The sequence below is a fragment of the Pseudomonas sp. 43mfcvi1.1 genome, from assembly GCF_900115935.1.
Taxonomy (GTDB): Bacteria; Pseudomonadota; Gammaproteobacteria; order Pseudomonadales; family Pseudomonadaceae; genus Aquipseudomonas; species Aquipseudomonas bijieensis.
This window is the reverse complement of the sequence record NZ_UETT01000020.1, coordinates 24195-50929: the sequence shown is the minus strand read 5'-3', so window position 1 is coordinate 50929 and position 26735 is coordinate 24195. Positions and strand designations below refer to the sequence as shown.

The following is a 26735-nucleotide window of genomic DNA, read 5'->3' as shown; positions in this document are numbered from 1 at the left end:
CACTTCAGGCCAATAATAAAAAAGGCGCTCCCCATGGTTCTTCGTCAACTGAATATCGCCCCCCGTGCTGCGTTGGGTTTCGCTTTGATCGCCGTGCTGGTGGCATTGCTCGGGGTGTTTGCGCTGGGACAGATGTCGAGTATCCGTGACAGTGAAGTCGCGGTAGAAACCCAGTGGTTGCCCAGTATTCGCGGCGGTGACGAGATCCGTGAATTGATGTTGCGCATCCGCACGATCTCCCTGCGCATGGCCCTGGACCAGGATCCGAAGAACATCTCGGTGTATCGTGGGCAAATGGACACCCGCGACAAGGAACTGAGCGAAAAAATCGCCAGTTACGAAAAGCTGGTCGTCACGCCTGAAGGCAAAGCGCTTTATGACCAGTTCAAGCAAACCTTCGCTGCTTACCGCACGGGCATCGCCCAATCCTTTGCACTGGCAGAGCAGGGACGTCGGGACGAGTTGATCAAGCTGCTGCTGGTGGACATGAAGACCGTGGTGGACGGTTCCGGCAAACAACTCAACGACCTGGCGGAGCTGTTCTCCAAACAAGTCTCCATCGAAAGCCAGAAATCCCAGGAGCACTACGTCAATTCCCGGATGATCGTCAGCCTGTTCATCGTGCTCGCCGCCCTGGCGACGGTGGCCCTGGCCATGCTGCTCACCCGCAGTATCGTCAAGCCTTTGGGCGAGGCCTTGAATGCTGCCGAGAACGTTGCCCGAGGCGACCTGACCCGACCGATCGAGACCCACGGCAGCGACGAAGTGAGCCGCTTGCTCAAGGCGCTGGCGACCATGCAGCAGAACCTGCGTGAAACCCTGCAGGGTATCAGCGGCTCGGCTACCCAACTGGCGACCGCCGCCGATGAGCTGAACGCGGTCACCGTCGATAGCACCCACAGTCTGCAACAGCAGAACAACGAAATCGAACAGGCGGCCACCGCCGTCACCGAAATGACCACCGCCGTGGAGGAAGTCGCGCGCAATGCGGTTTCCACCTCCGATGCCACGCGTCAGTCCAGTGAGTCGGCGTCCCTTGGGCAGCAGCGGGTCAGCGACACGGTCGATGCCATCGGCGCCCTTGCCAGCGATGTGCAAGTGACTGGCGGCCTGGTGCAATCCCTGGCCAGCCAGTCGCAGGATATCGGCAAGGTGCTGGATGTGATCCGGGCCATCGCCGAGCAGACCAACCTGCTGGCCCTCAACGCGGCCATCGAAGCGGCCCGGGCGGGTGAGAGTGGACGGGGGTTCGCGGTGGTCGCGGACGAGGTGCGGGCGCTGGCTTATCGCACGCAGCAATCGACCCAGGAAATCGAACAGATGGTCCAGGGCATGCGCAGCGGTGCCACCCAGGCACTCGACTCCATGCAGGCCAGCTCCAGTCGCGCCGCCAGCACCCTGGCGATGGCGGAACGGGCAGGGGAAGCGCTACAGACCATCACGGCCTCGGTCAACGAGATCCACGAGCGTAACCTGGTGATCGCCAGCGCCGCCGAAGAACAGGCGCAAGTCGCCCGTGAGGTGGATCGCAACCTGGTGAACATTCGTGACTTGTCGGTGCGCTCGGCCTCCGGCGCGGACCAGACCAGCGCGTCCAGCCATGAGTTGTCGCAACTGGCGAATTCGCTGCGCACGATGGTGCAGCGGTTTCAGGTTTGATTGATGCTGCGGAGCTCGATTTTTATCGTTTAGATGACTATTGACTGCACTGCCGCCTTCGCGAGCAAGCCCGCTCCCACAGGAGATCGAGTATTTCATGAGTATGCGATCAACTGTGGGAGCGGGCTTGCTCGCGAAAACGGTGGAACAGGCGATGCACCTCTAGAACCCATCGCTGTCACGAGCAGTTTACGCGTCGCTTTTATCCTCAGTGCAACTTCAGCCGAGGCTCAGTCCCACGCCCGATCTTGCTCCCCAGCATCAGCATCGCCGTGCGAAACATGCCGTACAGCGCCATCTGGTGCATGCGGTACAGCGACACGTAGAACATCCGCGCCAGCCAGCCTTCGAGCATCACGCTGCCGGTCAGGTTGCCCATCAGGTTGCCCACTGCCGAGAACCGCGACAGCGAGATCAACGAGCCGTAGTCGGTGTACTTGTATTCAGGCAGGGCTTTGCCCTCGATCCGCAGCTTCAAGGACTTGGCCAGCAGCGAGGCCTGCTGATGCGCTGCCTGGGCGCGGGGCGGGACGTTGCGTTCGCTGCCGGGTTGCGGGCAGGCGGCGCAGTCACCGAAGGCGAAGATGTTCTCGTCACGGGTGGTCTGTAGCGTAGGCAGCACGTGCAACTGGTTGATCCGGTTGGTCTCCAGGCCGTCGATGTCCTTGAGGAAGTCCGGTGCGCGAATCCCGGCGGCCCAGACTTTCAGGCTCGCGTCGATCACTTTGCCATCCGCCGTAATCAGGCTGTCGGCGGTCACCTGGCTGACAGCGGCGTTGGTCATGACATTGACCCCGAGTTTTTCCAGGGTCTTGTGCACCGGTCCGCCGATACGCTCCGGCAGTGCCGGCAAGACGCGTGGGCCTGCCTCGATCAGGGTGATGTGCATGTTTTCCGGTTTGATGCGGTCCAGGCCGTAGGCGTGCAGTTCGTGGGCGGCATTATGCAGCTCGGCCGCCAGTTCGACCCCGGTCGCACCGGCGCCGACGATGGCGACGCTGATGCGCTCGACGATATCGGTCTGCCCGGCATGGGCGCGCAGATAGTGGTGAAGCAGTTGCTGATGGAAACGCTCGGCCTGCTTGCGGGTGTCGAGAAACAGGCAATGCTGCGCCGCGCCTTCGGTGCCGAAATCGTTGGTGGTACTGCCGACGGCAATCACCAGGGTGTCGTAGCCCAGTTCCCGGGCCGGCAACAATTCGACGCCGCCCTCGTCATAGGTGGCGGCCAGTTGGATTCTCTTGCGCTCGCGATCCAGGCCACTCATGCGCCCGAGCTGGAACTCGAAGTGGTTCCATTTCGCCTGGGCGACATAGTTGAGTTCGTCTTCGGAAGAGTTGAGGGAGCCGGCGGCCACTTCGTGCAGCAGGGGTTTCCAGATGTGGGTCAGGTTCGCGTCGACCAGCATCACGCTGGCCGTACCGCGCTTGCCCAGAGTCTTACCCAGACGGGTAGCCAACTCCAGACCGCCGGCGCCGCCGCCAACGATGACAATACGATGAGTCATGGGGATATCTCGCAAGGCTAAAGGAAATCGGTGCCGTTACCCGCGCGAGCATCAAGCGGCTCATAGCGTCAGGTAACTGATCAGTCGGCTCAACAGGCCCAGGCCGATGGTCACGGCCAGTACCACCACCAGGAGCATCCACGGCCGGAAGGGCCGGCGCTCGACTCGGTGCTGGGACAGTTGCAGGTACTCTTCGACATGCTTCTGGTCATCTGGGTTCAGGCGGCTGGTCATAAAGGCCTCGTCAGGTAGACGTTGCGAAAGGTGTAGACGCTACAGCGTCCGGCTATCCGGCATTGAAAGCAGCGTAGCCGCTCGCCGGAACAGGTTCGACACGCAAGCTGTCGTCCAGGCGAATGATTCCACTTTTTAACACCCGGGCTGTGATTCCGCCATGGCCGCGTACGGCCTGGAACGTCCCTTCGCCGAGGTTTCGCTCCAGTCGCGCGCACGGCTGGCACCAGCCGGTGGTTTCGAAGATCGCCTGGCCGATGCGAAAGCGCCGGCCCTTGAGGCTGAACAGATTGATGCCGCTGATCACAAGGTTGCGTCGCAGCTCTTGTGGCAACACCGGTTGATCCGCCGCGCGGCCCATCAGGGAACTGATCACGGCCAGGTGCTCCCACTGAATCAAGGTGACTTGCCGGGCATTGCGCACGCCGGGGCGGGCATGATCACCCGTCAGGCCGGCTTCCAGGCGGGCCTCCACGGCGTCCAGTTCGATCATGGGCGCATGGCCCTGGGGGCGCACGCCAATCCAGCGTACGCAGCCCTGCTGCGGCACGGCGGCGATCAATTCCTGCAATGGGCTCACAGGCTGATCCCGACATCGAACACAATGCTGCGCCCCAGGTTGCTGCGCAGGAAGTCCGGCGCATCGGGATGGGCGAACAGCACCCGGGCGAACGTCGGCCCCACCAGCGACAGCGAGCGCCAGCCCTGGCGCAGGTATTCGGTCGGCGGCGGGAAATGGCTGTTGAGGTCCAGCACTTCGCGCTTGAGGCTGGCGAAGGCGATGATGTCCAGGTCGCCCAGGTCCATGCCGCGCTCGGTGTAGTTGTGGGCTTTCTTGCGCAGGGTCGGGGCCAGCCGCATCAGGAATTCATTGGCCGGGATCCGCCGGGGCTTGGCCTCGCGACGCACCAGTTGGCTCAGGGAGAACGCACTGCGGCGGCGTTGCAGTTCATCGCGCCATTCATCATTGAGACGGCGGCCCTCGTCGAGCACGAAAAAAACCTCGAAATTGGCATCGCGAAACAAGACGTCCGGCGGTTCGCCGGCCGGCGCGAACTCGTCGGCGCGATAAGGCACGTTCAGCCCTTGCAGCAGACGCTGGCAGACCCAACGCTCACGCTCCCATTTGCGGGCATTGGAGAGAAAGGCGTTGGCTTGCTCGGCCGCGATGGTCAGCAGGCGTAAGTAATCGGAGTCATCCATGAGCCCAAGCTTAGCGTTCAATTGCGACAAGCTGGAAGCGTTGCGTTGATTAATGGCCGTTATGGGGCGGGGTGTAGACTGCCAGCTTGGATCGCGAAGCGATCAAGGAGTCTTTGATGCAAGGGCAAGTGAAAGGAGTAGTCCCATGATCGGTGCTGAACTGCTCTCACCGCAGACCCTGGCGGCTGGTTGGCTGATTTATGTGCCGGTATTGGTCTGGGCGGTGTCGCGAGCACCGTGGGTCGAGTTGTTCACCGACAGTCGTCGCCAGCACCTGCTGTTCGGCACGGTGCTGGCGTTGTTCATGCTGTGGCTGGTGCGCCGGGATTTCGACACGGGTGTCTCGTATCACTTCATCGGCATGACCGCCGTGACGTTGCTGCTGGACTGGCCCTTGGCGATCCTGGGGGGCCTGTGTGCACAGTTTGCGCTGGTGCTGCTGGGGCGCCAGGACATGGCGGCTGTAGGGGTCAACGGTGTGCTGTTGATCCTGTTGCCGGTGCTGGTTACCGAGTGTTGCGCGATCCTGGTGGAGCGCGCCCAGCCGCGCAATCTGTTCGTATATATCTTCTGCTCGGGTTTTCTCGCTGCCGCGCTCGCGGCGTTGGCGTGCCTGCTGCTGGGGCTTGGCCTGCTGTGGTACGACGGTATATTCGCCATGCCTTACTGGCTGGAAGATTTTGTCGGCTACCTCTGGCTGATCATTTTTCCCGAGGCCTTCATCAACGGCATGGTGATCAGTGCGTTGGTGGTGTTCAGCCCCGAATGGCTGGAAACCTTCAACCGCACGCGCTACCTGTCGGCCCCGTGGAACGATGATGACAAGCCTTGATTCACGTCAAGGCTGCACAATCGCACGCCCTTCATGCTCTGGAAAACTTCCAGGAGCACAACCATGAGTGTTTATGAGTGGGCGAGACAAGAGATCAGGCGTAGTCACGATGCCGCAATGGAGATCGGTTTCGACCCGGGCTTGAGCCTGCGTGCCTTGCTCAGTGCGATCGTGCAGCAGAGCAAGACAGTGCGCAGCCCAGAAGACCTGGCCGATGAGTTGAGTTTCCTGGCGGAAAACCTCGACGATGAACAGGACTACGGTTTCATGCGGCCTTAATGATGTGAACGCGGTTCGAAATCTTCGCTGAACAGCTCATCCTCGGCATCGGGACTGACCGGAATCTTGTGTTCCTCCGATGCCCATGCACCCAGGTCGATCAGTTTGCAGCGATCAGAACAGAACGGCCGGAATTTGCTCTCCGGGCTCCATTCCACGGGGGCGCCACAGGTTGGGCAATCAACGGTTGGGATTTGGCTCATGACTGGCCTCCACGCAAAGTAAGGTAAAAGTGATGCAGGCGCTCGACCTCGCTGTGCAGCCAGGCGAGGTCGCGATCGTTGACCACCACATCGTCGGCATGGCTCAGGCGATCCTGACGGCTGGACTGGGCCTTGAGAATCGCCTGGACCTGCTGCTCGCTGGTCTGGTCGCGCTGCAAGGTACGTTCGATCTGCAGTTGTTCCGGCGCATCGATCACCAGGATCCGCTGGGTCATGGCGTACTGCCCTGACTCGATCAGCAGTGGCGATACCAGGATCGCGTAGGGCGATTGTGCCTGGGCCAGATGATGGGCGATCTCATCGGCGATCAGCGGATGCAGCAACGCCTCGAGCCAACGGCGTTCGTCGGCATTCTCGAAGATCAGCTTGCGCAGCGCCGCCCGGTCAAGTGCGCCATCGGCCTGCAATACACCGGGGCCGAAGTGCTCGGCGATTTTCGCCAGCGCCGGACGCCCGGGCTCGACCACCCAGCGCGCCGCATGATCGGCGTCGATCACGTGCACGCCCAGGTCAATGAAATGCTGGGCTGCCGCGCTCTTGCCGCTGCCGATGCCACCGGTCAGGCCGAGAATCCAGGGTTTTTCCAGGGGGGTATTCATTAGAAACCGACAGACTGCCAATAGAAGTCGGTTATTTGACCACCCCAGAGCAAGGCAATCCAGCCGGCAATGGCCAGATAAGGCCCAAAGGGGATCTGCGTCGACCCTGGGGCATCCCGCAGGCGCAGCACGATGACCCCGATAACGGCGCCCACCAGCGACGACAACAACAACGTCAGCGGCAGGATCTGCCAGCCACCCCAGGCCCCCAGCATCGCCAGCAGCTTGAAATCCCCGTAGCCCATGCCCTCCTTGCCGGTGATCAGCTTGAACACCCAGAACACCGACCACAGCGCCAGATAACCGGCCACCGCGCCCCACATCGCCTGGTTCAAGGAAACGAACAGCCCGAAGCTGTTGACGATCAAGCCCAGCCACAATAACGGCAATACCAGGGTATCGGGCAGCAATTGATGTTCGGCGTCGATCAGGCTCATGCCCAGCAGGCCCCAGGACAACACCATCACCATCGCCGCTTGCCAGCCAAAGCCGAAATGCCAGGCGACGAACGCCGACAGCGCGCCGCAGGCCAGTTCGGTCAGGGGGTAACGCCTGCCGATGGGCGCGGCGCAGCTCGAACAGCGACCGCGCAGCATCAGGTAGCTGAGCAGCGGAATGTTTTCCCAGGCGCGGATGCGATGGCCGCAGTGCGGGCATTGGGAATGGGGCAGCATCAGGTTATAGATCGGGCCCGGGGTTTCAGCCGGCAGGCCCAGCAGGTCGTGGGCTTGCAGGCGCCATTCGCGGTCGAGCATCTTTGGCAGGCGCCACACCAGCACGTTGAGGAAGCTGCCGATGATCAGACCGAGCAGTGCCGCAACGAGCACGAAAGCCAGGGGATACAGCACGAAGAATTCGCTCAGGGGCATGTCAGATCGCAGAGCCGAGTTGAAAGATGGGCAAGTACATGGCAACCACCAGGCCACCGACGACGACCCCCAGGACCACCATGATGAAGGGTTCCATCAGGCTGGTGAGGTTGTCCACCAGATTGTCCACCTCGGCCTCATAAAAGCTCGCCACCTTGTCGAGCATGTCATCCAGCGCACCGGATTCTTCGCCGATGGCGGTCATCTGGATCGCCAGGTTCGGAAAGATCCCTGAGGTACGCATGGAGAAATTCAACTGCATGCCGGTCGAGACGTCTTGCTTGATGCGCTGCACCGCGCGCTTGAACACCACGTTGCCGGTGGCGCCAGACACCGAGTCCAGGGCTTCCACCAGCGGCACGCCGGCGGCGAAGGTGGTGGAGAGCGTGCGGGCGTAGCGGGCCACGGCGGATTTGTACATCAGGGTGCCGATCAGTGGCAGCTTGAGCAGCCATTTATCGCGCCAGTCACGAAAGGCCTCGGAGCGCCTGAGTGCGTATTTCACGCCAAAGAATCCGCCCACCATCCCGCCGAGCAGTATCCACCATGACTCCTGCATGAACTCTGACAAGCCGATGACCATCACCGTGAAGGCCGGCAGCTGCGCGCCGAACCCGGAGAATACCGATTCGAACTGCGGCACCACCTTGACCAGCAGGATCCCCGTGACCACTGCAGCAACGAGAACGACGGCGGCTGGATAGGTCATGGCTTTCTTGATCTTGGCCTTGAGGGCTTCGCTCTTTTCCTTGTAGGTTGCGACCCGGTCCAGCAGCGTGTCCAGGGCGCCGGCCTGTTCACCGGCGTCCACCAGGTTGCAGTACAGGTCGTCGAAATACTGCGGGCATTTGCGCAGCGATGCGGCAAAGCTGTTGCCGGCGGCGACTTCCTGTTTCACCTCATCCACCAGCTTGCGCATATTGGCGTTGTCGAAGCCTTCGCCAATGATGTCGAACGCCTGTAACAGCGGCACGCCCGCCTTGAGCATCGTTGCCATCTGGCGGGTGAAGAGGGCGATATCCAATGGCTTGATGCGCTTGCCCTTGCTGAATATCGAGGTGGACTTCTTGCGTACCTTCTGCGGGTTGATGCCTTGTTTACGCAGCTGTGCCTTGACCAGGGCCGGGCTCTGGCCCGTCAGCTCGCCGGTCATTTTGGTGCCTTTGCGGTCCTTGCCTTCCCAAGTGTAAACATCGGTTTTGACTGCTTTGACCGCCATGTTCAATCCTTGGTGACCCGGTTGATTTCTTCGAGGCTGGTGACGCCCTGCATCACTTTGAGCAGCCCCGATGTACGCAGGTCATTGAAACCGTCCTTGCGCATTTGCAGATCGATTTCCAGCGAGTTGCCCTCGGCCATGATCAATCGCTGCAGCTCGGGCGTGTTCTTGACCACTTCGTAGACCCCCACGCGCCCTTTGTAACCATGGTTGCACTGTTCGCAACCGACCGGCTCATAGATCGTGAATGTGCCGATGCGTTCCCGGGGGAAGCCTTCCTTGAGCAAGGTCTCTTCGGGGATCTCGATGGCCTTCTTGCAGTGGTTGCACAACTTGCGCGCCAGCCGCTGGGCGATGATCAGGTGCACGGCGGTGGCGATGTTGAACCCTGGAATGCCCATGTTCTGCAGGCGGATCAGGGTTTCGGCGGCGCTGTTGGTGTGCAGGGTGGAGAGTACCAGGTGCCCGGTCTGGGCGGCCTTGATGGCGATCTCGGCGGTTTCCAGGTCGCGGATCTCGCCGACCATGATCACGTCCGGGTCCTGGCGCAGGAACGAACGCAGGGCCTGGGCGAAGTCCAGCCCCTGGCGAGGGTTCACGTTGACCTGGTTGATGCCTTCCATGTTGATCTCCACCGGGTCTTCAGCGGTGGAAATGTTGATGTCCACGGTGTTGAGGATATTCAGCCCGGTGTACAGCGATACGGTCTTGCCCGAGCCGGTCGGCCCGGTCACCAGGATCAGCCCTTGCGGTTGCTTGAGGGCCGCCATGTACAGGTCTTTCTGGTCCGGTTCGTAGCCCAGGGCATCGATGCCCATTTGCGCGCTGGACGGGTCGAGGATCCGGATCACCACTTTTTCGCCCCAGAGGGTGGGCAGGGTGTTGACCCGGAAATCGATGGATTTGCTTTTCGACAGGCGCATTTTCAGGCGTCCGTCCTGGGGTTTGCGTCGTTCGGAAATATCGAGGCTGGCCATGACTTTCAGGCGCGCGGCGATACGGTTGGCCAGTTGGATCGGCGGCCTGGCGACTTCCCGCAGCATGCCGTCGGTGCGCACCCGCACCCGGTAGATTTTTTCATAGGGCTCGAAGTGCAGGTCGGAAGAGCCGCCCTTGATCGCGTCCAGCAGCATCTTGTTGACGAAGCGCACCACGGGCGCGTCGTCGGTGTCCTGGCCGGCGATGGAATCCTGTTTGGTATCGTCGATCGATTCGATGTCCAGGCCATCGAGGTCGACATCGCCCATGCCTTCCAGGCCTGTGCTACTGGATTCGAAGAACTTTTCGATGGCGTCGCTGAGCTTGTCGTCCTCCACCAGGATGGCTTCGGTGGTCAGGCCGGTGCTGAACTGGATGTCATTGATGGCCTGGTGATTGGTGGGGTCGGAGATGCCCACGAACAATTTGTTGCCTCGTCGCCACAGCGGCAGGGCGTGATGCTGGCGCACCAGTTTTTCGCTGACCAGGCCTGTGGGCTGGGTTTCCTTGTCCAGGCTGTTGAGGTCGAGTAGGGCGACGCCGAAGTGCTCCGAGGCGATTTCCGCGACCTGGCGGCTCTGGACCAGTTTGTTCTGTACCAGATAACTGACCAGGGGTATGCGACTGCGCTGGGCCTGTTGATACGCCTGTTGCGCGCTTTGCTCGGTGAGCAGTTCGGCCAGTACCAATTGCTTGGTCAGGCCGCTGAGGGCGATGTCATTCATGGGAATCCCGGCGGCGAACAGTTCATGACTTATAGCCTAGTCAAGCATCGACGCCAAACCAGCGAGCCAGGGTGACAAAAAACGTCAGATAGTGCGGTTGTTGAGGTAGGACGTAGCCGTTGAGCTGGTTGAAACCCCTTGCTCATGGGGTTGCCGGGTTGGCATGTGCCCTGCAATGGCCGTTTCAGGTCATGAGATTCCGACTCATGCATGGGAGATGTCTATGAATAAGCAGAGTGGCTTTACCTTGATCGAGCTGCTGATCGTCGTGGCGATCATCGGCATTCTGGCGACCTTTGCGTTGCCGCAATATTCCAAGTACCAGGCGCGAGCCAAGGCAACGGCCGGGCTGGGGGAAATCTCTGCGTTGAAGGTGCCGTACGAGGACATGATGAATCAGGGTACTAGCCCGACAGCAGCCAACATGAACATCACGACGCCTACCAGCAACTGCGCAATCGCAGTCACGGGTACTGCGTCGGCAGGTACGGGCACCATCGTTTGTACCCTCTCGAATGCTCCTGCTGCCGTAGCGGGTAAGACGATAACCTTAAGTCGTGATGCCGCCGGCGCCTGGACATGCGCCTCTAACGCTGCCAAGGAATTCCTGCCGGCTGGCTGCCCTGGCGTCTGATTTTCATTTTTGGGGAGGGGGCGCTCCCTCTCCCCATAAACCCTTCGTAATTCATAAACTTAGCAACCGCTCAAAACCCGCAAGTTGCATGTCCAGAATCACCGCTTCATGCATTTTGCATGATCACGAAAATCGCCGCTTCGCTTAACTTGCTGATTTATAAGCAATTAATAAATATTTCAAAAGTGGCACAGCCTTCGCACTACTCCTGATAACCCTGCCGGGATGCACGTCCGGCAGTTTTTGAGAAAAACAGGAGTTACTCGTATGAAGAAGTTCGCTATCACTGCCGCCGCTGCTACCGCTCTGACCCTGTCCATGGCTAGCGCATTCGCCGAGACCACTCAAGCAACTCAGGCGCCAATGATGCTGGCTGCGGGCGAAGTGACAGAGGCCAAGGAAGACGTTTCCGATACCTGGATCACCACCAAGGTCAAAGCTGATCTGGTCACTGAAAAAGGCATTCCAGGCACAGATATCAAAGTCGAAACCAACAAAGGTGTTGTGTCCCTGTCTTCGATGACCAAAGTCACTGATGCACAAAAAGACACCGCTGTGGCGATCGCCAAGAAAATCAAAGGCGTCAAGGCCGTATCGGCTGACGGCCTGAAAGCCGAGTAAGGCTAAGACTTCTCGCCTGGACTGGGAGAAGGCGCGGCAAGCGGGCCAGGATATACGTTTGCCGTCGCTTTGGAGTTCATGCGAAAGGCCACAAGGATGTGGCCATTACAGGCCTCCGGCATTCGTGTCGGGGGCCTGTTCTATTTCAGGGTGGCTCAAACTGTGGGTCAGACTCAGGCACCGGGCTGTTGCCATCGTGAGCAGGCTCGCTCCTACAGGTGATCGATTTCTCTCAGGAAGAACGCAATCCAATGTGGGAGCGAGCCTGCTCGCGATGAAGGCGGTACTTCACAACACATATGGGTGGACAAGCTCAGCGCCCACGCTTGCTGGTAATCTGCACCAGCCGATTGCCCTCGAAACGCAGGTACTGATACATGCCGCTGTTGGGGCCGTAGGTCCATTCTTCCACCGGGTATTCCTCCCGGCGATTGACGCTGCGCTTATAGCCCAGGTCATCCCGCGCCGCAGGCTCCCCGCACTTTTGCAGCACTTCGCTCGAGCGGTCGCCGACGCTGATCAACTGGTTGCCACAGCGCAGTGTGTTGGCAGCCGAGGCCTGGCCGGCGGCGAGCAATAGAACCAGGCTGAGCCCGAACCAGGTTTTCATTTATTCGGCATCCAGGTGCATAGGGGTAATCACTCGGCCATCGCTCTCGGCCTGGCCGAGGCTGGCGTCGATGAAATACACGCGGTCGTCGGCCAGTTGCCCTTTGTCCACCAGGAAGTCCTTGATACTGCTGGCCCGTTCCTGTCCAAGTTGGCGCAGGAGCACGTCACTGCCACTCCAGAACTTGATCACGCCTTCACGCAGTTTCTCGATACGCGCCTTTTTGTCCAGTTGCGTCCATTCGGCGGGCGGCTGGGTCTTGAGGCGGGTGCGGTAGATGCCTTCGAGCAGTGGTGGTTTTTCATCCTCGGGCACCTGTATCAGCGAGGCCTGGGCCGGTACCTTGTCGCCCCGACGCTGCAGCATCTTGTAGTAGTTGTACTGGTACTCGCGCTCCAGGCGCTGGGCGGCGAGCAGCGGGCCGTCGCTGCTCTCGGCGGCGGTGCCTTCGATCTCCAGGCGCAGCTCCGGACGTTTACCCAGGGCCTCGGACAGCTTGAGCAGTACACCTTCGTTTTCCTTGCTCAGATCGCTGGAGCCGGGAGCGAACGACACACTGCCCAGGTCCTCAGAACCGCCACCGGCTACCAATCCGCCAATGAGCTTGAACGGCGCCTGGGCCGCTCGTACCAGCAGGTTGCGCAGGGTCTGCCAGATGATTGGCATGACGCTGAATTGCGGATCGTTGAGATCGCCGGACACCGGCAGTTCGATGGAAATCTTGCCGTCGGAGTCCTTCAGCAGTGCGACAGCCAACTTGAGTGGCAGGCTCACGGCGTCCGGGCTGTCGACTTTTTCCCCCAATTGCAGTTGCTCGACCACCACCTTGTTCTCCGCCTGGAGCTTGCCCTGGGTGATCCGGTAATGCAGGTCGAGATTGAGCCGGCCCTTGCGGATGCGATAGCCAGCGAACTTGCCGGAGTAGGGGGTCAGGGTGGTCAACTCGACCCGTTTGAAGCTGGTGGCGATGTCGAGGCTGGCCATCGGGTCGAAGGGGTTGACCGCACCCTTGATGGTGACCGGTGCATAGCGATCGACCTTGCCCTTGATGTCCACGCTGGCCGGTTTGGCCTGGCGGCTGTCGATGGTGCCGATCTGGCCGTTGAGCTGCTGGATGGCCGTGGCGAAGTTCGGGGTCAGGCTGAAGTCGGCGAAGTTGGCCGAGCCGTCGTTAATGGCAATGCCGCCGATATGGATACCCAGCGGTTTTTCCTGGGAGGCCGGTTTTGCCGCGGTTTTCTTCGTGCCGCTGTCGGCCGGTTGTGGGATCAGCAGGTCATCGACGTTGGTGGTGCGGTCGTCGTTGATCATGAAGCGCGCGTACGGCTGGAACAGGTTGACCTTGTCGATGGACAGGCTGTCCCCGTGCTGATAGTTCAGGCCCTCGAGGACCAGGCTCTGCCACTTGAGGAAATCGCGGGTCTTGAGGGTGTCGAGGGTGTGCAACTGATCGACCTGGGCGCGACCGGTAACGGCGAATGCCAGCGGCTCGGTGCTCTTGAGATCCACCGCCAGGTCGCTGCCGAGCATCCCGGAGCGCAATTCCAGGCGAATGAATGGGTTGATGTACGACTGGGCAACACGCAGGTCGACGTCCTGGGTCTTGACCTTGAGCCGTGCACTGATCGGGTTCAGGTTGACCTCGCCGTCGGCCAGGATCTTGCCCTGTTTGCCTATCCCGGTGTCCAGCTTGAGGGTAAAGGGCGAGCCGTTGAGAGTGTCGTAGTTCTGCAGGTCGAGGTTCAGCGGGCCGACCTCTAGTGCCACGGCGGGCTGCGCCTGGCGGTCGGCCAGGTGCACCTGGTAGTTGCGCAGTTGCACGTCCTTCAACATCACCTGCCACGGTTTGCTGGGCGGTGCCGGTTCAGCTTTTGGCGAATCGGCCGCTGCCGGGGCGGACGCCGGTTCAGCCTTGACCTGGGGTTTGGCCGGCTGGCTGGCGAAGAGTTTCTGCCAATCCAGTTGTCCGTCCGCCTCGCGTGCGGCCCAGGTTTCCAGCTTCTGGCTGCGGATCTTGCCCACCACCACTTGCTGCTTGGCCAGGTCCACCGTGGTTTCACTGACGTCCAGGCGTTCGAGTTTCACCAGTGGACGGCCATCGGGGGCCTTGATGGCGAAAGGTGCGACGCTGACGGCGACGTTGTTGAGCAACAACTCGGTGCCCTTGGCCAGGTTCAGCTTATAGTCGGTGCTGAGGTTCAGGATGCCGTTTTCCAACACCAGCGGTACGGCGTCGCGAACATAGGGCCACCAGGCTTTCATCTGGCCACCAGTGACTTTGAGCGTGCCTTGGGAGGCGATCGGCGTGAGACTGAAATTACCGGTCCAGTCGATCTGCCCGCCTTCTGGGCCGGCGGCCACCAGGGTCATGTCGGCATTGTCGTCGGGCAGGGTGCTGAGATTTTTCAGCTCGAAATCGAGGGTGTCGTAGAGAAATTCGATGGGCTCGCTGGGACGCAGGTCCTGGAAATGCACATAACCGCCGGCCAACTTGATGCGATCGACCCGCAGGGGGAACGGTTTGGCCTCGGGGTCGACGGGCGTCGGTTCGCTCGCCGGCAGCTTGAACAGGCCCAGCAGGTTCAGCTGGCCGTCCTTGGTGAACACCACTTCGGTCTTGGGCTTGTCCAGTTCGATGTCGACCAGATGCAGGGCGCCGGACCACAGGCTATCGAGTTGCAGGTTGGCGTAGAGCCGTTCGAAGCCGACCTGCTCCTTGCCCGGTTCGCCGATATTCAGGCCCCAGAGGGTGACTTCCAGACTGAAGGGATTGAGTTCTATACGCTGGATCTGGGCCGGCACCGTCGCAAGGGCGGCCAATTGCTGGTTGGCGATGCGCAAGGCAATGCCCGGCAATATCAGGAAACCCAACAGGCTGTAGAGGGCCAGTGCGGTCAACAGAGCGCCGATAGCGCGAATCAATCCTTTGGGCATGTGCGGCTTCATCTTGGTGTGAATTCGGAATGCCTTGGAGTATGGCATGCGTTTACGGTTCCGAAGCCACTGTGATTTATGAGATTTGTCTGGTTTTCTCGGTAAGAATTTCGACGCGGGCCTAGAGCTGGAGGATCAACGTCTTGAGCGGCGGTTGCTGATCCAGGGAGGGGAAATCGCTGCCAGGCGTCAGCACGCTCCATTCGCGCACCGGCCGGCCAGCCTTTTCCGCGCAACGCAACACCTGCTCGCGCCAGTCGTCCATGGACACTTTTGCCAGGTTGTTGCAGCAGATCAGTACGCCATTGTCGGCGGTGGTGAGCAGCGCCGGTTTCAGCAAGCTTTGGTAGTCACGCAACAGGTCGACGGTGCCAAATGCACTTTTCGCCCAGGCCGGTGGGTCGAGCAGCACCAGGTCGTACTGGCGTTGCTCCAGGCGCGCGTAGCTTGGCAGTTTCTGCCCGCGACGCTGGCTGATGGGCAGGCCGGCCAGTTGGCGGATCGCCGGGAAGTAATCCGACTGCACGAATTCCATCGGCGGCAAATCGGGGTTGAGCAGGCCGTTTTCGCGGCCCACCGCCAGATTGCCCTCGGCGAAGTCCAGGTTGCACACCTCCCGCGCGCCACCGGCCGCAGCACTCAGGCCAACGCCGCAGGTATAGGCGAACAGGTTCAGCACGCTTTTGTCGCGGCTGTGCTCCTTGACCCAGCTCCGGGCGTTGCGCAGGTCGAGAAACAACAGTGGATCCTGCCCGGCATGGCGGCCGCGAACGCGATAATTCAAGCCCCATTCATGTCCGACCAGGTCTTGCAGGGCGGCCTCGTCAGCCTGATAGACAGTGTCCTGGCGGTCGACGCGCGAATTGCCCCGGGCGCGGTCGTTGTAGACCAACAGGGTCTCCAGGCCCAGCCGCTCGTTGACGATGCCGTGCAGTTGCAGCAAGTCGTCGCGCTCCAGCGACTGATGGAAACTCTGGACCAGCAGTTGCGGGCCGTAGCGGTCGACGGTCAGGCCGGGCGCGCCTTCCTGACTGCCATGGAACAGGCGATAGCAGTCGGTGCCTTGCTGGTGCAGTTGGCCGAGCAGCTCCTGACGCTGGTCGAGGGCGGCGCGCAGCGCCTGATTCAAGGAAGACATGCTGGGCGCGCCTTTGAGAAATGAGGCGCGGGAGTTTAGCAGTTATGAAAGATCGGGTTTGAGGTTGCATCAGGCTGCGAACCCGATACGGTCCCGTGGCGAGGGAGCTTGCTCCCGCTGGGCTGCGCAGCGGCCCTATGATTTTTGGGAGTGCTACGCACTCCAGCGGGAGCAAGCTCCCTCGCCACAGGTTCTTGTGCTTATCGATTCAAGCGCTTGTCGATCAGCCCCTCCACCACACTTGGATCGGCCAGGGTCGAGGTGTCGCCGAGGCTGTCGAGTTCGTTGCAGGCGATCTTGCGCAGGATGCGTCGCATGATCTTGCCCGAACGGGTCTTGGGCAACGCCGGTGCCCATTGGATCAGTTCCGGCTTGGCGAAGCTGCCGATTTCCTTGCTGACGTGGGCGAGCAATTCCTTCTTCAGCTCGTCATTGGCTTCCACACCGTTCATCGGCGTGACAAAGGCATAGATGCCTTGGCCCTTGAGGTCATGGGGGTAACCGACCACGGCCGCTTCGGCGATGTTGTCGTGCAGCACCAGGGCGCTTTCCACCTCGGCGGTGCCAATGCGATGCCCGGAGACGTTGATCACATCGTCGATGCGCCCGGTGATCCAGTAATCGCCGTCCTCATCGCGGCGCGCCCCATCGCCGGTGAAGTAATAGCCGGGGTAGGGCTTGAAGTAGGTGTCGACCATGCGCTGGTGGTCGCCGAAGACGCTGCGAATCTGCCCTGGCCAGCTGGATTTGATCGCCAGTACACCGCTGCCGGCGCCGCTGATTTCCTTGCCCACCTCATCCAGCAAGACCGGTTGCACGCCGAACATCGGTTGGGTGGCGCAGCCCGGTTTGAGCCGTGGGGCACTGACCAGCGGGCTGAGCATGATGCCGCCGGTTTCGGTCTGCCACCAGGTATCGACAATCGGGCAGCGCTGTTCGCCGACCGCGTTGAAGTACCATTCCCACGCCTCCGGGTTGATCGGCTCACCGACACTGCCGAGCAATCGCAGGCTTTTGCGCGACGTTTCCTGCAGCGGTCCGGTGCCTTCGCGCATCAAGGCCCGCAGTGCGGTGGGTGCGGTGTAGAAGATGTTGACCTGATGTTTGTCGATCACCTGCCAGAAACGCGAACTGCTGGGGTGGCTCGGCACGCCTTCGAAGATCAGCGTGGTGGCGCCGTTGGCCAACGGGCCGTAGACGATGTAACTGTGGCCGGTGACCCAGCCGACGTCGGCGGTGCACCAGAACACTTCGTTGTCGCGGTAATCGAGCACGTACTTGAACGTCATCGCCGCTTGCAGCAAATAGCCGCCCGTGGTGTGCAGCACGCCCTTGGGTTTGCCGGTGCTGCCGGAGGTGTAGAGGATGAACAGCGGATCCTCGGCATCCATCGGTTCGGGTGGGCAGTCGTCGCTCATCTCGTGCATGGCCTCGTGGTACCAGAGGTCACGCCCTTCAACCCAGTCCACGTCGCCCTGGGTGCGCTCGACCACCAGCACGGTGCTGACGTTCGGACAGCTTTCCAGGGCTTTGTCGACGTTGCGCTTGAGCGGTATGAAGCGCCCGCCGCGCACACCCTCGTCGGCGGTGATCACGGTGCGGCAATCGGCATCGAGAATTCGGTCACGCAGCGAATCCGGCGAGAAGCCGCCGAACACCACCGAATGCACCGCGCCGATGCGGGTGCAGGCGAGCATGGCGTAGGCGGCCTCGGGGATCATCGGCATGTAGATGCAGACCCGGTCGCCTTTCTTAACGCCACGACTTTTCAGCACGTTGGCCAGGCGGCTCACATGATTGTGAAGTTTCCTGTAAGTGATTTGCGCCGATTCGGCGGGGTCGTCGCCTTCCCAGATGATCGCGACCTGGTCACCGCGGGTGTCCAGGTGGCGGTCGATGCAATTGGCGCTGACGTTCAGCTTGCCGCCGGCGAACCAGGTCGCGTCGCCGTTCTTGAGGTCATAGCGCTGAACGGTTTGCCAGGGCGTCATCCAGTCGAGAAAGCGCGTGGCCTGCTCGGCCCAGAAGGCGCTGGGGTGTTCGATGGATTCTTTGTAGAGCCGCTGGTATTCGTCTTGACTCAGTTGCGCAGCCCGGCGGACGGCATCGGCGTGGGGGTACTGGCTGATATCGAACATGACGGTTCCTTATTCTTGTTTTTGCGACAAGTCATAAAGATGCGCCCAGTAGCGGGAGGGTTCAAGTCATGTACAAAGCAACTGTGGGGGCGAGCTTGGTGGGAGCAAAGCTTGCTCGCGATGACGTCGTCACATTCAACGGATAGGTTGATGTCAGACCGCTATCGCGAGCAAGCTTTGCTCCCACAAAGCCCGCTCCCACAGGGGGAGTGAAAACCCAGGGATCAGCCGCGATGACGCCCGCGGAAGTAGCTGATCAAGCCCTGGGTCGAGGCATCTTCGGCCGGGCTTTCTTCGCTGCCCACCAGGCGGTTGTAGACGCCCTTGCCCAGTTCCTTGCCCAGTTCCACGCCCCATTGGTCGAAGGCGTTGATACCCCAGACCACGCTCTGCACGAACACCTTGTGTTCATACAGCGCCACCAGTGCGCCGAGGCGCCGTGGGCTGATGCGTTCGACCACCAGGGTATTGCTCGGACGGTTGCCGGGGATCACCTTGTGGGAGGCCAGTTTCTGCACCTCTTCTTCGCTGGCGCCCTTGTCCCGCAGCTCGGCTTCGGCTTCGGCGCGGGTCTTGCCGAGCATCAGCGCCTGGCTCTGGGACAGGCAGTTGGCGTACAGCCACTGGTGGTGATCGGAAACCGGGTTGAAGCTGACGATCGGCACGATGAAGTCGGCCGGGATCAACTGGGTGCCTTGGTGCAGCAACTGGTGATAGGCGTGCTGGCCGTTGCAACCGACGCCGCCCCAGATCACCGGGCCCGTGTCGGTCGACACCGGCGTGCCGTCCTGGCGCACGCTCTTGCCGTTGGACTCCATGTCCAGTTGCTGCAAGTGCTTGGTGATGTTGCGCAGGTAATGGTCGTACGGCAGGATCGCGTGGCTCTGCGCGCCCCAGAAGTTGCCGTACCACACGCCCAGCAGTGCCAGGAGCACCGGCATGTTCTGCTCGAACGGTGCGCTCTGGAAATGCTGGTCCATGGAATAGGCCCCGGACAGCAACTCCTTGAAGTTCGACATGCCGATGGCCAGGGCGATCGGCAGGCCGATGGCCGACCACAGCGAGTAGCGCCCGCCGACCCAGTCCCACATCGGGAAGATGTTTTCTTCGCGAATACCGAAGGCCACGGCGGCGGCGTTGTTGCTCGACACGGCGATGAAGTGGCGATACAGCTCCGCTTCGGAACCGCCCTGGGCCAGGTACCAGGCGCGGGCGGCCTGGGCGTTCTTCAGGGTTTCGAGGGTGTTGAAGGATTTCGACGAAACGATGAACAGCGTGGTTTCGGCGCGCAGCTTCATGGTCAGTTCATGGAATTCGCTGCCGTCGATGTTCGCCAGATAGTGGCAGCGAACGCCTTTTTGCGCGTAGGACAACAGCGCTTCGGAAACCAGTTCCGGGCCGAGGAAAGAGCCGCCGATACCGATGTTCACCACGTCGGTGATGGGCTTTTCGGTGTAGCCGCGCCACAGGCCGTCGTGAATGCGGCCGACCAGGTCGGTGATCTGGTTCAGCACTTTATGTACGTCTGGCATCACGTTGACACCGTTGACCAGCAATTTGTCGCCCACTGGCCGACGCAGGGCGGTGTGCAAGGCAGGGCGGTTTTCCGAGGCGTTGACGATTTCGCCTTCGAACAGCGACTTGATCGCGCCCTTGAGGTCGACTTCGTTGGCCAGGCCCACCAGCAGGTCGCGGGTCTGGGCATTGATCAGGTTTTTCGAGTAGTCGAGAAACAGGCCGCAGCTCGACAGGGTGAATTGAGTGAAACGCTGCGGATCGGCATTGAACGCTTCGCGCATGCTGAAATCCTGCATGGCTTTGCGGTGGTCATTCAGCGCTTGCCAGGCTGGCAGAGCGGTCACGTCATGAGGGGTTCGGTAATACGCCATCGCTGCGGGTTTCCTTTTTACTTGAACGACCTTTTGTACACTAAAAATTCCGACGCGGCTCGAGGTGGGCGTCTGGACACTGCGTCGACACGATCGCCGGACGCAGGGCGACTACAGTAAACCTCGCGTTGCGATCTGTCTTGACTTTGTAAGACCGGTTCCCGGTACTTTTTTATACAACGGGGGTGGGACGGGGCCGACAGACGGAAACGCGATGAGGTCTTGCGGACAAACTGAGTTGTTGTGGGGGGGCTTGTGGGAGCAAAGCTTGCTCGCGACGACGCGGTCACATTCAACACCTATGTTGACTATCAGACCGCTATCGCGAGCAAGCTTTGCTCCCACGGGCCTCCTCCCGCGGGGTGTGCGTTGGTTCAGGCGGGAGTGTCGAGGTCCAGGTGCAGGTTATCGATCAGGCGCGTGGTGCCCAAAAATGCAGCCACCAGAATCACCAGGTCGCGGTCCTCGCTCAACGCCGGGCGCAGGGTCTTGGCGTGACGGATTTCCAGGTAATCAGGTCGCAGGCCGGCGGCTTCCAGTTGCTTGAGCTGTTCGCCGATCAAAGCCGGGAAATCTCGTTGGCCCTGCCTGATCTCCTCGGCGATCTGGCTCAGGCTGCGGTAGACCACGGGTGCGACCGCGCGTTGCTCCGGGCTGAGGAAGCCGTTGCGCGACGACAGCGCCAGGCCGTCCTCGGCACGGACGGTCGGCTCGCCGATGATCTGGATCGGCATGTTCAAGTCATGGACCAGGGCGCGGATCACCGCCAGTTGCTGGAAGTCTTTCTGGCCAAACACCGCCAGGTCAGGCTGGACCATGTTGAACAGCTTGCTGACCACCGTCGCCACACCCTCGAAATGCCCTGGACGGCTGGCGCCGCACAAGCCTTCGGACAATTGCGGGACGCTGACCCGGGTTTGTCCGGCCATGCCGTCGGGGTACATCTCTTCGACGCTGGGAGCGAACAGCAGATGGCAGCCGGCCTGGAGTAGTTTTTCCTGGTCGGCCGCCAGGGTGCGGGGGTATTTGTCCAGGTCTTCGCCGGCGCCGAATTGCAGCGGATTGACGAAAATGCTCGCCACCACGAAGTCGGCCCGTTGCGCAGCCTTGGTCACCAGCGCCATATGACCGCTGTGCAGGTTGCCCATGGTCGGTACGAAGGCGATGCGTTTGCCTTCGCCGCGGGCACGGGCCACGGCGGCCCGCAGTTCGCGTACGGTTTTGACGGTGTTCATGCAGAGAATCCGTGTTCAATGCCTGGGAAGGTGGCTGCCTTGACTTCAGTGACGTAGGCACCCAGGGCCGCCTGGATGGAGGTTTGCCCGGTCATGAAGTTCTTCACGAACTTGGGCACGCGACCGCTGATCGACAGCCCGAGCATGTCGTGCAGGACCAGCACCTGGCCGTCGGTGGCGCTACCGGCGCCGATCCCGATGACCGGAATCTTCACCGCCTGGGTGATTTCTTCAGCCAGTTCGCTGGGCACGCATTCAAGCAGCAACATCGCCGCGCCAGCCTGCTCCAGTGCAATGGCATCGGCGCGCATCTGCCGCGCCTGGTTTTCATTGCGGCCCTGGACTTTGTAGCCACCGAGGATGTTCACCGCTTGCGGGGTCAGGCCCAAGTGCGCGCACACCGGGATACCGCGCTCGGCCAGTAACCGAATCGAATCGGCCAGCCACAACGCGCCTTCGACCTTGACCATGTGGGCACCGGCCTGCATCAGCATGGCGCTGTTGGTCATGGTTTGTTCGAGGGTGGCGTAGGCCATGAACGGCAGGTCGGCGAGGATCAGTGCATCGGTGTTACCGCGTTTGACAGCGGCTACATGGTAGGCCATCTCGGCGGTGGTCACCGGCAGCGTGCTGTCGTGACCTTGCAGCACCATGCCGAGGGAATCGCCCACCAGCAACACTTCGACACCGGCCTCGTTGCAGGCGTGGGCGAAGGTCGCGTCATAGCAGGTCAGCATGGCGATTTTCTCACCTTTTTGCTTGAGACCTTGCAGCGTGGTCAGGGTAATAGCTGGCATGAAAAAGTCCTCATTAGGCGCTCGTGAATTACTGCGAGTAACGCGCATGATTCGTCATTTATACAGGCGCACCCTCTATGCGTGGTGCTTGTAAGGCCTGGACTGCGCCCTTTAAACGCCGCGTTGGCGGCAACGGGACGCCTATAGTCGTGAGGAGCACTCGGGAAGTCAATTGGATGTGTTACCGCCGGGTGTTACCGGGGTTACTGATGCGTTTCAGCGTAGAGGGAGTGTCCCGGATCTGACTGTCCGGTACCGGATCCTGTGGGAGCGAGCCTGCTCGCGATAGCGGTGTGTCAGTCGACATATACATTGACTGATCCGCCGCTACCGCGAGCAGGCTCGCTCCCACAAGGGTATCTATGTCAGTTGGGAGGCAAGCGTTCCAGGCCGACGAATGGGCACGCCGCAAGCAGGTCCTTGAGCCGGCGCCCATCGGCCAGGCGCAGGTCGGCGGGCGCCAGCTCGGCCAGTGGATACAGCACGAAGGCCCGGGCCTGCATGTGGTAATGGGGGACCTTGAGGCGGGGCTCGTCGATCAGGCGATCACCAAACAGCAGGATGTCCAGGTCCAGGGTGCGCGGGCCCCAGCGTTCGAGGCGTTCGCGACCCTGTCCGGTTTCGATGGCTTGCAGCGCATCGAGCAGATCCAACGGCGCCAGGTGGCTGTCCAGCGCCGCCACCGCGTTGGTATAGCGCGGCTGGCCGGGCAGCAGGGAATCGCTTTGATAAAACGCCGAGACCCCCACCAGTTGGGTCTCGGGCAATTGCGCCAGCGCCTGGACGGCACAGCGCAATTGTTCGGCGGGTTCGGCCAGGTTGCTGCCCATGCCGATGTAGATGCGTTCCATCGATTACTCGCCCGATGCGCTCGGTACACCGGCACGCTTGCGCTTGGCGCCGCTGCTGCGACGACGCTTGCGCGGGCCGCTGGCGCCGTCATCCTTGCCGCTGAGTTCGCGAATCATGTCGCGGCGCTCGCTGTCGTTGGCGTCCTGGTAATCGGTCCACCATTCGCCCAGGCCATCGGTCTGCTCGCCTGCGCTTTCACGCAGCAGCAGGAAGTCGTAGCCGGCGCGGAAACGCGGGTTGTCCAGCAGCAGGTCGGCACGTTTGCCGCTGCGCCGTGGCAGGCGCTCCTGCATGTCCCAGATCTCGCGGATCGGCATGGTGAAGCGTTTTGGAATGGCGATGCGCTGGCACTGCTCGGCGATCAGCTCGTGGGCGGCCTCCTGCATCGCCGGGATCGGCGGCATGCCACGTTCCTGCAGGCGCAGTACCCGGGCCGGCAGGGCCGGCCAGAGCAGGGCGGCAAACAGGAAGGCCGGGGTTACCGGCTTGTTCTGCTTGATGCGCAGGTCGGTGTTGATCAGCGCTTCGCTGATCAGGGTGTGGGTATAGGTCGGGTTGTGCTCCAGGGCCTCGGCGCTGGCGGGGAACAGCGGATCGAACAGTTGCAGGTCCACCAGCATCTCGAAGGTGTCCGCCGCGTTGCCCGACAGGAACAGCTTGAGCACTTCTTCGAACAGTCGGGCCGAAGGAATTTCCCGCAGCATCGGCGCCAGTTCGCGAATCGGCAGGGCGCTGTGTTTTTCGATGCCGAAATCCAGCTTGGCGGCGAAACGCACCGCCCGCAGCATCCGCACCGGATCTTCCTGGTAGCGCTGCTTGGGGTCGCCAATCAGGCGGATCAGGCGATTGCGAATGTCGTGTACGCCGTTGGCGTAATCGAGGATGCGCTCGCTGACCGGATCGTAATACAGGGCGTTGATGGTGAAGTCGCGGCGTTGCGCGTCTTCTTCCAGGGTGCCGTAGACGTTATCGCGCAGGATGCGCCCGCTCTCGTTGCGAGAAGACTGATTGCTGTCTTCCTCTTCGTCGTTTTGCGGGTGATTGGCGCGGAACGTCGCCACTTCGATGATTTCGCGACCGAAGTGGATGTGGACCAGCTTGAAGCGCCGGCCAATGATCCGCGCATTGCGAAATTCGGCCCGTATCTGTTCCGGCGTGGCACTGGTGGCGACGTCGAAATCCTTGGGCGTGATGTTGAGCAGCATGTCGCGCACGCAGCCACCGACCAGGTAAGCCTGGTAGCCGGCGTTCTGCAAACGTTCGACGATGTTCACCGCATAACGGCTGAACTGGGCCTTTTGCAGTGAATGCTGGCCGCTGTTGAGCACTTCAGGCGTGCTGCGAATGTGTTGCGTACGACGCAAGGGAGAACGGAATGACTGGAACAGCTTCTTCAGCATGGGATGCACTGTTTGAAGGAATATTCGGCCAAAAACAAAGAATGACCGCATGATGGGCCGGGATTCTAGCATTTAGTCGAGGGATGGTGTAGGACGCAGGAGTTTTGAGCTGCAAGCTTGCGCGACAAGCCTTGTAGGCTACGGGAGAGTGGAACGACAGAAACCACAAGGGGAGCCGAAGCTCCCCCAGAATTAGTTGCGTGCTCTGTTTTTATTATTGGTTTCGGGCTTCTTGTTTTTGTTGAGTGCCCGCGCCACGAGGTTTTCCCTTCGTGACCCTCCCAATCGGGAGTCAAGAGCAAACGGATTGCTTTGGTCGCTGTGTTGCAGTGATCTGTCGATCCAACCAGTTCAGGCACCTGTCTTGAGACAGTTTTTATTGTTCTCGGCCTGGTTGTGGGGCAAGCCCCAAATACAACGCCTCTCCAAAAGAATCAGTTAGCTGCGCCTCTCGCCGTCTTGTTTTTATTGTGCGTGAGTCGATTCGTCTTATTTTTATTGTCTTTTGCATTGCTTGTTATTGTTCTTGTACCAAAGCTATAGCAGGGTGCGTGCCAACTTTTGCGAAACCCAGCGAAACCGGGGGTTCTATGGTTATAGCCATTTTCCCGGGGCGAAAAAAAGCCGGGGTTTCGTTACCGTAAACCCCGGCTTCTGTTACGTGAAAAAGACTGGGGTAACAGTTTTTTCACATTCAGAGGTGTTACCCCCACACCTCAGCTTTCGCTGGTCGCCCCGGTCTTGCGCCGTGGAATCCCCAGGCGCTGGCGACGTTCCCACAGGCACTTGCGGCTGACGCCCAGCTTGCGTGCCAGTTCGGTCTCGGTCATGTGGTCCTGGTGCTCGAGCACGAAGTGCTGGAAGTAGTCTTCCAGGGACAGGTCTTCAGTGGGTTCGTGGCTGGTGTTGTTGGCGGCGCCGCCCTGTTGCGGGGCCAGGCCGATGAATTCTTCGTCGTCCAGGTCACTCAGCTCGATGTCGATGCCCAGCAGGTCGGCAGAGATTTCCGGGCTCTCGCACAGGATCACTGCCCGCTCGACTGCGTTTTCCAGCTCTCGAACGTTACCCGGCCAGGCGTAGTGACGAATGGCTTGTTCAGCGTCCGGGGCGAACTTGAGGTCGGTGCGGTTGACCCGCGCACTCTGGCGGGCCAGGAACGCCTGGGCGATTTCATTGACGTCCGCGCCACGCTCGCGCAGGGGAGGCAGCTTCAAGGCGATGACGTGCAAGCGATAATACAAGTCTTCACGGAACTGGCCGATCTTGGCCAGGCTCTTGAGGTCTCGGTGGGTGGCCGCGATCAGCCGGACGTCGACCTTTTGCGACTGCACCGAGCCGACCCGGCGGATTTCGCCTTCCTGAAGGACCCGCAGCAATCGTGCCTGGGCTTCCAGTGGCAGCTCGCCGATTTCATCGAGGAATAACGTGCCGCCGTCCGCCGCTTCCACCAGACCGGCACGTCCGGCGCTGGCACCGGTGAACGCGCCTTTTTCGTGGCCGAACAGTTCGGACTCGATCAGGCTTTCCGGAATCGCCGCGCAGTTCACCGAGATCATCGGTGCCTTGGCCCGGCGTGACAGATTGTGCAGGGCCCGGGCCACCAGTTCCTTGCCGGTACCGGATTCGCCCTGGATCAGGACATTGGAGTCGGTGGGCGCCACTTTGCGGATCTTGCCGTACAAGTCCTGCATGGGCGGGCAGGAACCGATGATGCCGATTTCGCCATTGCTGTTGCTGGCGCCGGCTTTCGCCGAGGCGCTGGCCTTGCCGACGGGTTCCGCCAGGTTGCTGGTCGCCGCCTGTCGGTCGCGCAGGATGCGGGCCACGGCCTGGAGCATCTCGTCGTGGTCGAACGGTTTGGCGATGTAGTCCACCGCGCCCATTTTCATGGAGTCGACCGCCGAGCGCAGGCTGGCGTAACTGGTCATGATCAGCACGGGGGTGCCCTGGCCGAGCTTGATCAGCTCGGTACCCGGGGCGCCAGGCAGGCGCAGGTCGCTGACGATCAGGTCAAACGTGGGAATGCTGAAACGCTCTTGTGCTTCCTGCACTGAACCGGCTTCGCTGACCTGGTACTGGTTGCGTTCCAGCAGGCGGCGCAAGGCGGAGCGGATAATTGTTTCGTCTTCGACGATCAAAATGTGCGGCATTGATTCGAT

The 26735-nt window shown here is 61.0% G+C and carries 24 protein-coding genes and 1 pseudogene; 6 read left to right on the top strand and 19 right to left on the bottom strand.

Features of this window, described 5'->3' with window-relative positions; translation table 11 throughout:
• Positions 1 to 33: 33 nt before the first annotated feature.
• Positions 34 to 804: pseudogene (locus DTP52_RS31780) on the top strand (MCP four helix bundle domain-containing protein); the annotation flags it as partial.
• Positions 796 to 1659 (top strand): methyl-accepting chemotaxis protein, encoded by an 864-nt coding sequence (locus tag DTP52_RS31775; RefSeq protein WP_371925660.1) that lies wholly within the window; start codon positions 796 to 798, stop codon positions 1657 to 1659. The pseudogene DTP52_RS31780 and the gene DTP52_RS31775, both read left to right, overlap by 9 nt.
• A 208-nt stretch (positions 1660 to 1867) precedes the next feature.
• On the opposite strand, the gene DTP52_RS28600 is transcribed toward DTP52_RS31775, so the two are convergent.
• Genes DTP52_RS28600 through DTP52_RS28585 form a run of 4 tightly spaced genes read right to left on the bottom strand, consistent with a single transcriptional unit; the run spans position 1868 to position 4603 of the window.
• A complete protein-coding gene (locus DTP52_RS28600; RefSeq protein WP_109756367.1) occupies positions 1868 to 3166 on the bottom strand; it encodes an NAD(P)/FAD-dependent oxidoreductase in 1299 nt (432 codons plus the stop codon).
• A 60-nt stretch (positions 3167 to 3226) separates the two neighbouring features.
• Positions 3227 to 3400: a DUF3094 domain-containing protein gene (locus tag DTP52_RS28595; protein ID WP_003185543.1), complete on the bottom strand. Its 174-nt coding sequence runs from the start codon at positions 3398 to 3400 to the stop codon at positions 3227 to 3229.
• Positions 3401 to 3452: 52 nt separating this feature from the next.
• Positions 3453 to 3980 (bottom strand): MOSC domain-containing protein, encoded by a 528-nt coding sequence (locus DTP52_RS28590; RefSeq protein WP_109756366.1) that lies wholly within the window; start codon positions 3978 to 3980, stop codon positions 3453 to 3455.
• A complete protein-coding gene (locus DTP52_RS28585) occupies positions 3977 to 4603 on the bottom strand; it encodes a DUF1780 domain-containing protein (RefSeq protein WP_003205682.1) in 627 nt (208 codons plus the stop codon). Before DTP52_RS28585 ends, DTP52_RS28590 begins: the two co-directional genes overlap by 4 nt.
• A gap of 145 nt (positions 4604 to 4748) precedes the next feature.
• On the opposite strand from DTP52_RS28585, the gene DTP52_RS28580 reads away from it, so the two are divergent.
• Together DTP52_RS28580 and DTP52_RS28575 are read left to right on the top strand one after the other, a co-directional pair.
• Complete coding sequence (locus DTP52_RS28580; RefSeq protein WP_109756365.1) at positions 4749 to 5435, top strand: energy-coupling factor ABC transporter permease; 687 nt, start codon at positions 4749 to 4751, stop codon at positions 5433 to 5435.
• 63 nt (positions 5436 to 5498) lie between these two features.
• Positions 5499 to 5714, top strand: a complete 216-nt coding sequence (locus tag DTP52_RS28575) for a hypothetical protein (RefSeq protein WP_013694234.1) — start codon at positions 5499 to 5501, stop codon at positions 5712 to 5714.
• Here the strand turns inward: DTP52_RS28575 and yacG are convergent.
• From yacG to pilB, 5 genes are read right to left on the bottom strand one after another with little or no spacing between them, the layout of a single operon-like run.
• A complete protein-coding gene (yacG, locus tag DTP52_RS28570; protein ID WP_109756364.1) occupies positions 5711 to 5917 on the bottom strand; it encodes a DNA gyrase inhibitor YacG in 207 nt (68 codons plus the stop codon). The genes DTP52_RS28575 and yacG overlap by 4 nt on opposite strands.
• Entirely contained in the window at positions 5914 to 6537 is a 624-nt protein-coding gene (gene coaE, locus DTP52_RS28565; protein ID WP_109756363.1) for a dephospho-CoA kinase, read from the bottom strand. Before coaE ends, yacG begins: the two co-directional genes overlap by 4 nt.
• Positions 6537 to 7406, bottom strand: coding sequence for an A24 family peptidase (locus DTP52_RS28560; RefSeq protein WP_109756362.1), 870 nt, complete (start codon positions 7404 to 7406; stop codon positions 6537 to 6539). Before DTP52_RS28560 ends, coaE begins: the two co-directional genes overlap by 1 nt.
• 1 nt (position 7407) lies before the next feature.
• Positions 7408 to 8625, bottom strand: coding sequence for a type II secretion system F family protein (locus tag DTP52_RS28555; RefSeq protein ID WP_109756361.1), 1218 nt, complete (start codon positions 8623 to 8625; stop codon positions 7408 to 7410).
• Positions 8626 to 8627: 2 nt separating this feature from the next.
• Complete coding sequence (pilB, locus tag DTP52_RS28550) at positions 8628 to 10328, bottom strand: type IV-A pilus assembly ATPase PilB (RefSeq protein ID WP_109756360.1); 1701 nt, start codon at positions 10326 to 10328, stop codon at positions 8628 to 8630.
• Between the two features lie 223 nt (positions 10329 to 10551).
• On the opposite strand from pilB, the gene DTP52_RS28545 reads away from it, so the two are divergent.
• Positions 10552 to 10962, top strand: coding sequence for a pilin (locus DTP52_RS28545; RefSeq protein WP_109756404.1), 411 nt, complete (start codon positions 10552 to 10554; stop codon positions 10960 to 10962).
• Between the two features lie 267 nt (positions 10963 to 11229).
• Positions 11230 to 11583: a BON domain-containing protein gene (locus DTP52_RS28540; RefSeq protein WP_109756359.1), complete on the top strand. Its 354-nt coding sequence runs from the start codon at positions 11230 to 11232 to the stop codon at positions 11581 to 11583.
• A 313-nt stretch (positions 11584 to 11896) separates the two neighbouring features.
• Here the strand turns inward: DTP52_RS28540 and DTP52_RS28535 are convergent, their stop codons facing one another.
• The 10 genes from DTP52_RS28535 to DTP52_RS28490 all read right to left on the bottom strand — a co-directional run bounded on the left by DTP52_RS28535 (position 11897) and on the right by DTP52_RS28490 (position 26726).
• Positions 11897 to 12193: a DUF2845 domain-containing protein gene (locus tag DTP52_RS28535; RefSeq protein WP_109756358.1), complete on the bottom strand. Its 297-nt coding sequence runs from the start codon at positions 12191 to 12193 to the stop codon at positions 11897 to 11899.
• The gene (locus DTP52_RS28530) at positions 12194 to 15127 is read right to left on the bottom strand and encodes a DUF748 domain-containing protein (protein ID WP_178082509.1); all 2934 of its coding nucleotides are present in this window, start codon (positions 15125 to 15127) and stop codon (positions 12194 to 12196) included. It abuts the gene before it with no gap.
• Between the two features lie 121 nt (positions 15128 to 15248).
• Entirely contained in the window at positions 15249 to 16265 is a 1017-nt protein-coding gene (locus DTP52_RS28525; RefSeq protein ID WP_109756357.1) for a class I SAM-dependent rRNA methyltransferase, read from the bottom strand.
• A 200-nt stretch (positions 16266 to 16465) separates the two neighbouring features.
• On the bottom strand, positions 16466 to 18403 hold the full coding sequence (gene acs / locus DTP52_RS28520) for an acetate--CoA ligase (RefSeq protein ID WP_109756356.1): 1938 nt from the start codon (positions 18401 to 18403) through the stop codon (positions 16466 to 16468).
• Between the two features lie 224 nt (positions 18404 to 18627).
• A complete protein-coding gene (gene pgi / locus DTP52_RS28515; RefSeq protein ID WP_109756355.1) occupies positions 18628 to 20292 on the bottom strand; it encodes a glucose-6-phosphate isomerase in 1665 nt (554 codons plus the stop codon).
• 374 nt (positions 20293 to 20666) lie between these two features.
• Positions 20667 to 21527, bottom strand: a complete 861-nt coding sequence (gene panC / locus DTP52_RS28510; RefSeq protein ID WP_109756354.1) for a pantoate--beta-alanine ligase — start codon at positions 21525 to 21527, stop codon at positions 20667 to 20669.
• Positions 21524 to 22324: a 3-methyl-2-oxobutanoate hydroxymethyltransferase gene (panB, locus tag DTP52_RS28505; protein WP_109756353.1), complete on the bottom strand. Its 801-nt coding sequence runs from the start codon at positions 22322 to 22324 to the stop codon at positions 21524 to 21526. The genes panC and panB overlap by 4 nt, the downstream gene beginning before the upstream one ends.
• Before the next feature lie 365 nt (positions 22325 to 22689).
• Positions 22690 to 23175, bottom strand: coding sequence for a 2-amino-4-hydroxy-6-hydroxymethyldihydropteridine diphosphokinase (folK, locus tag DTP52_RS28500; RefSeq protein ID WP_109756352.1), 486 nt, complete (start codon positions 23173 to 23175; stop codon positions 22690 to 22692).
• A 3-nt stretch (positions 23176 to 23178) separates the two neighbouring features.
• On the bottom strand, positions 23179 to 24576 hold the full coding sequence (locus DTP52_RS28495; RefSeq protein WP_057450877.1) for a polynucleotide adenylyltransferase PcnB: 1398 nt from the start codon (positions 24574 to 24576) through the stop codon (positions 23179 to 23181).
• Between the two features lie 716 nt (positions 24577 to 25292).
• Positions 25293 to 26726: a sigma-54 dependent transcriptional regulator gene (locus DTP52_RS28490; RefSeq protein WP_109756350.1), complete on the bottom strand. Its 1434-nt coding sequence runs from the start codon at positions 26724 to 26726 to the stop codon at positions 25293 to 25295.
• Between the last annotated feature and the right edge of the window lie 9 nt (positions 26727 to 26735).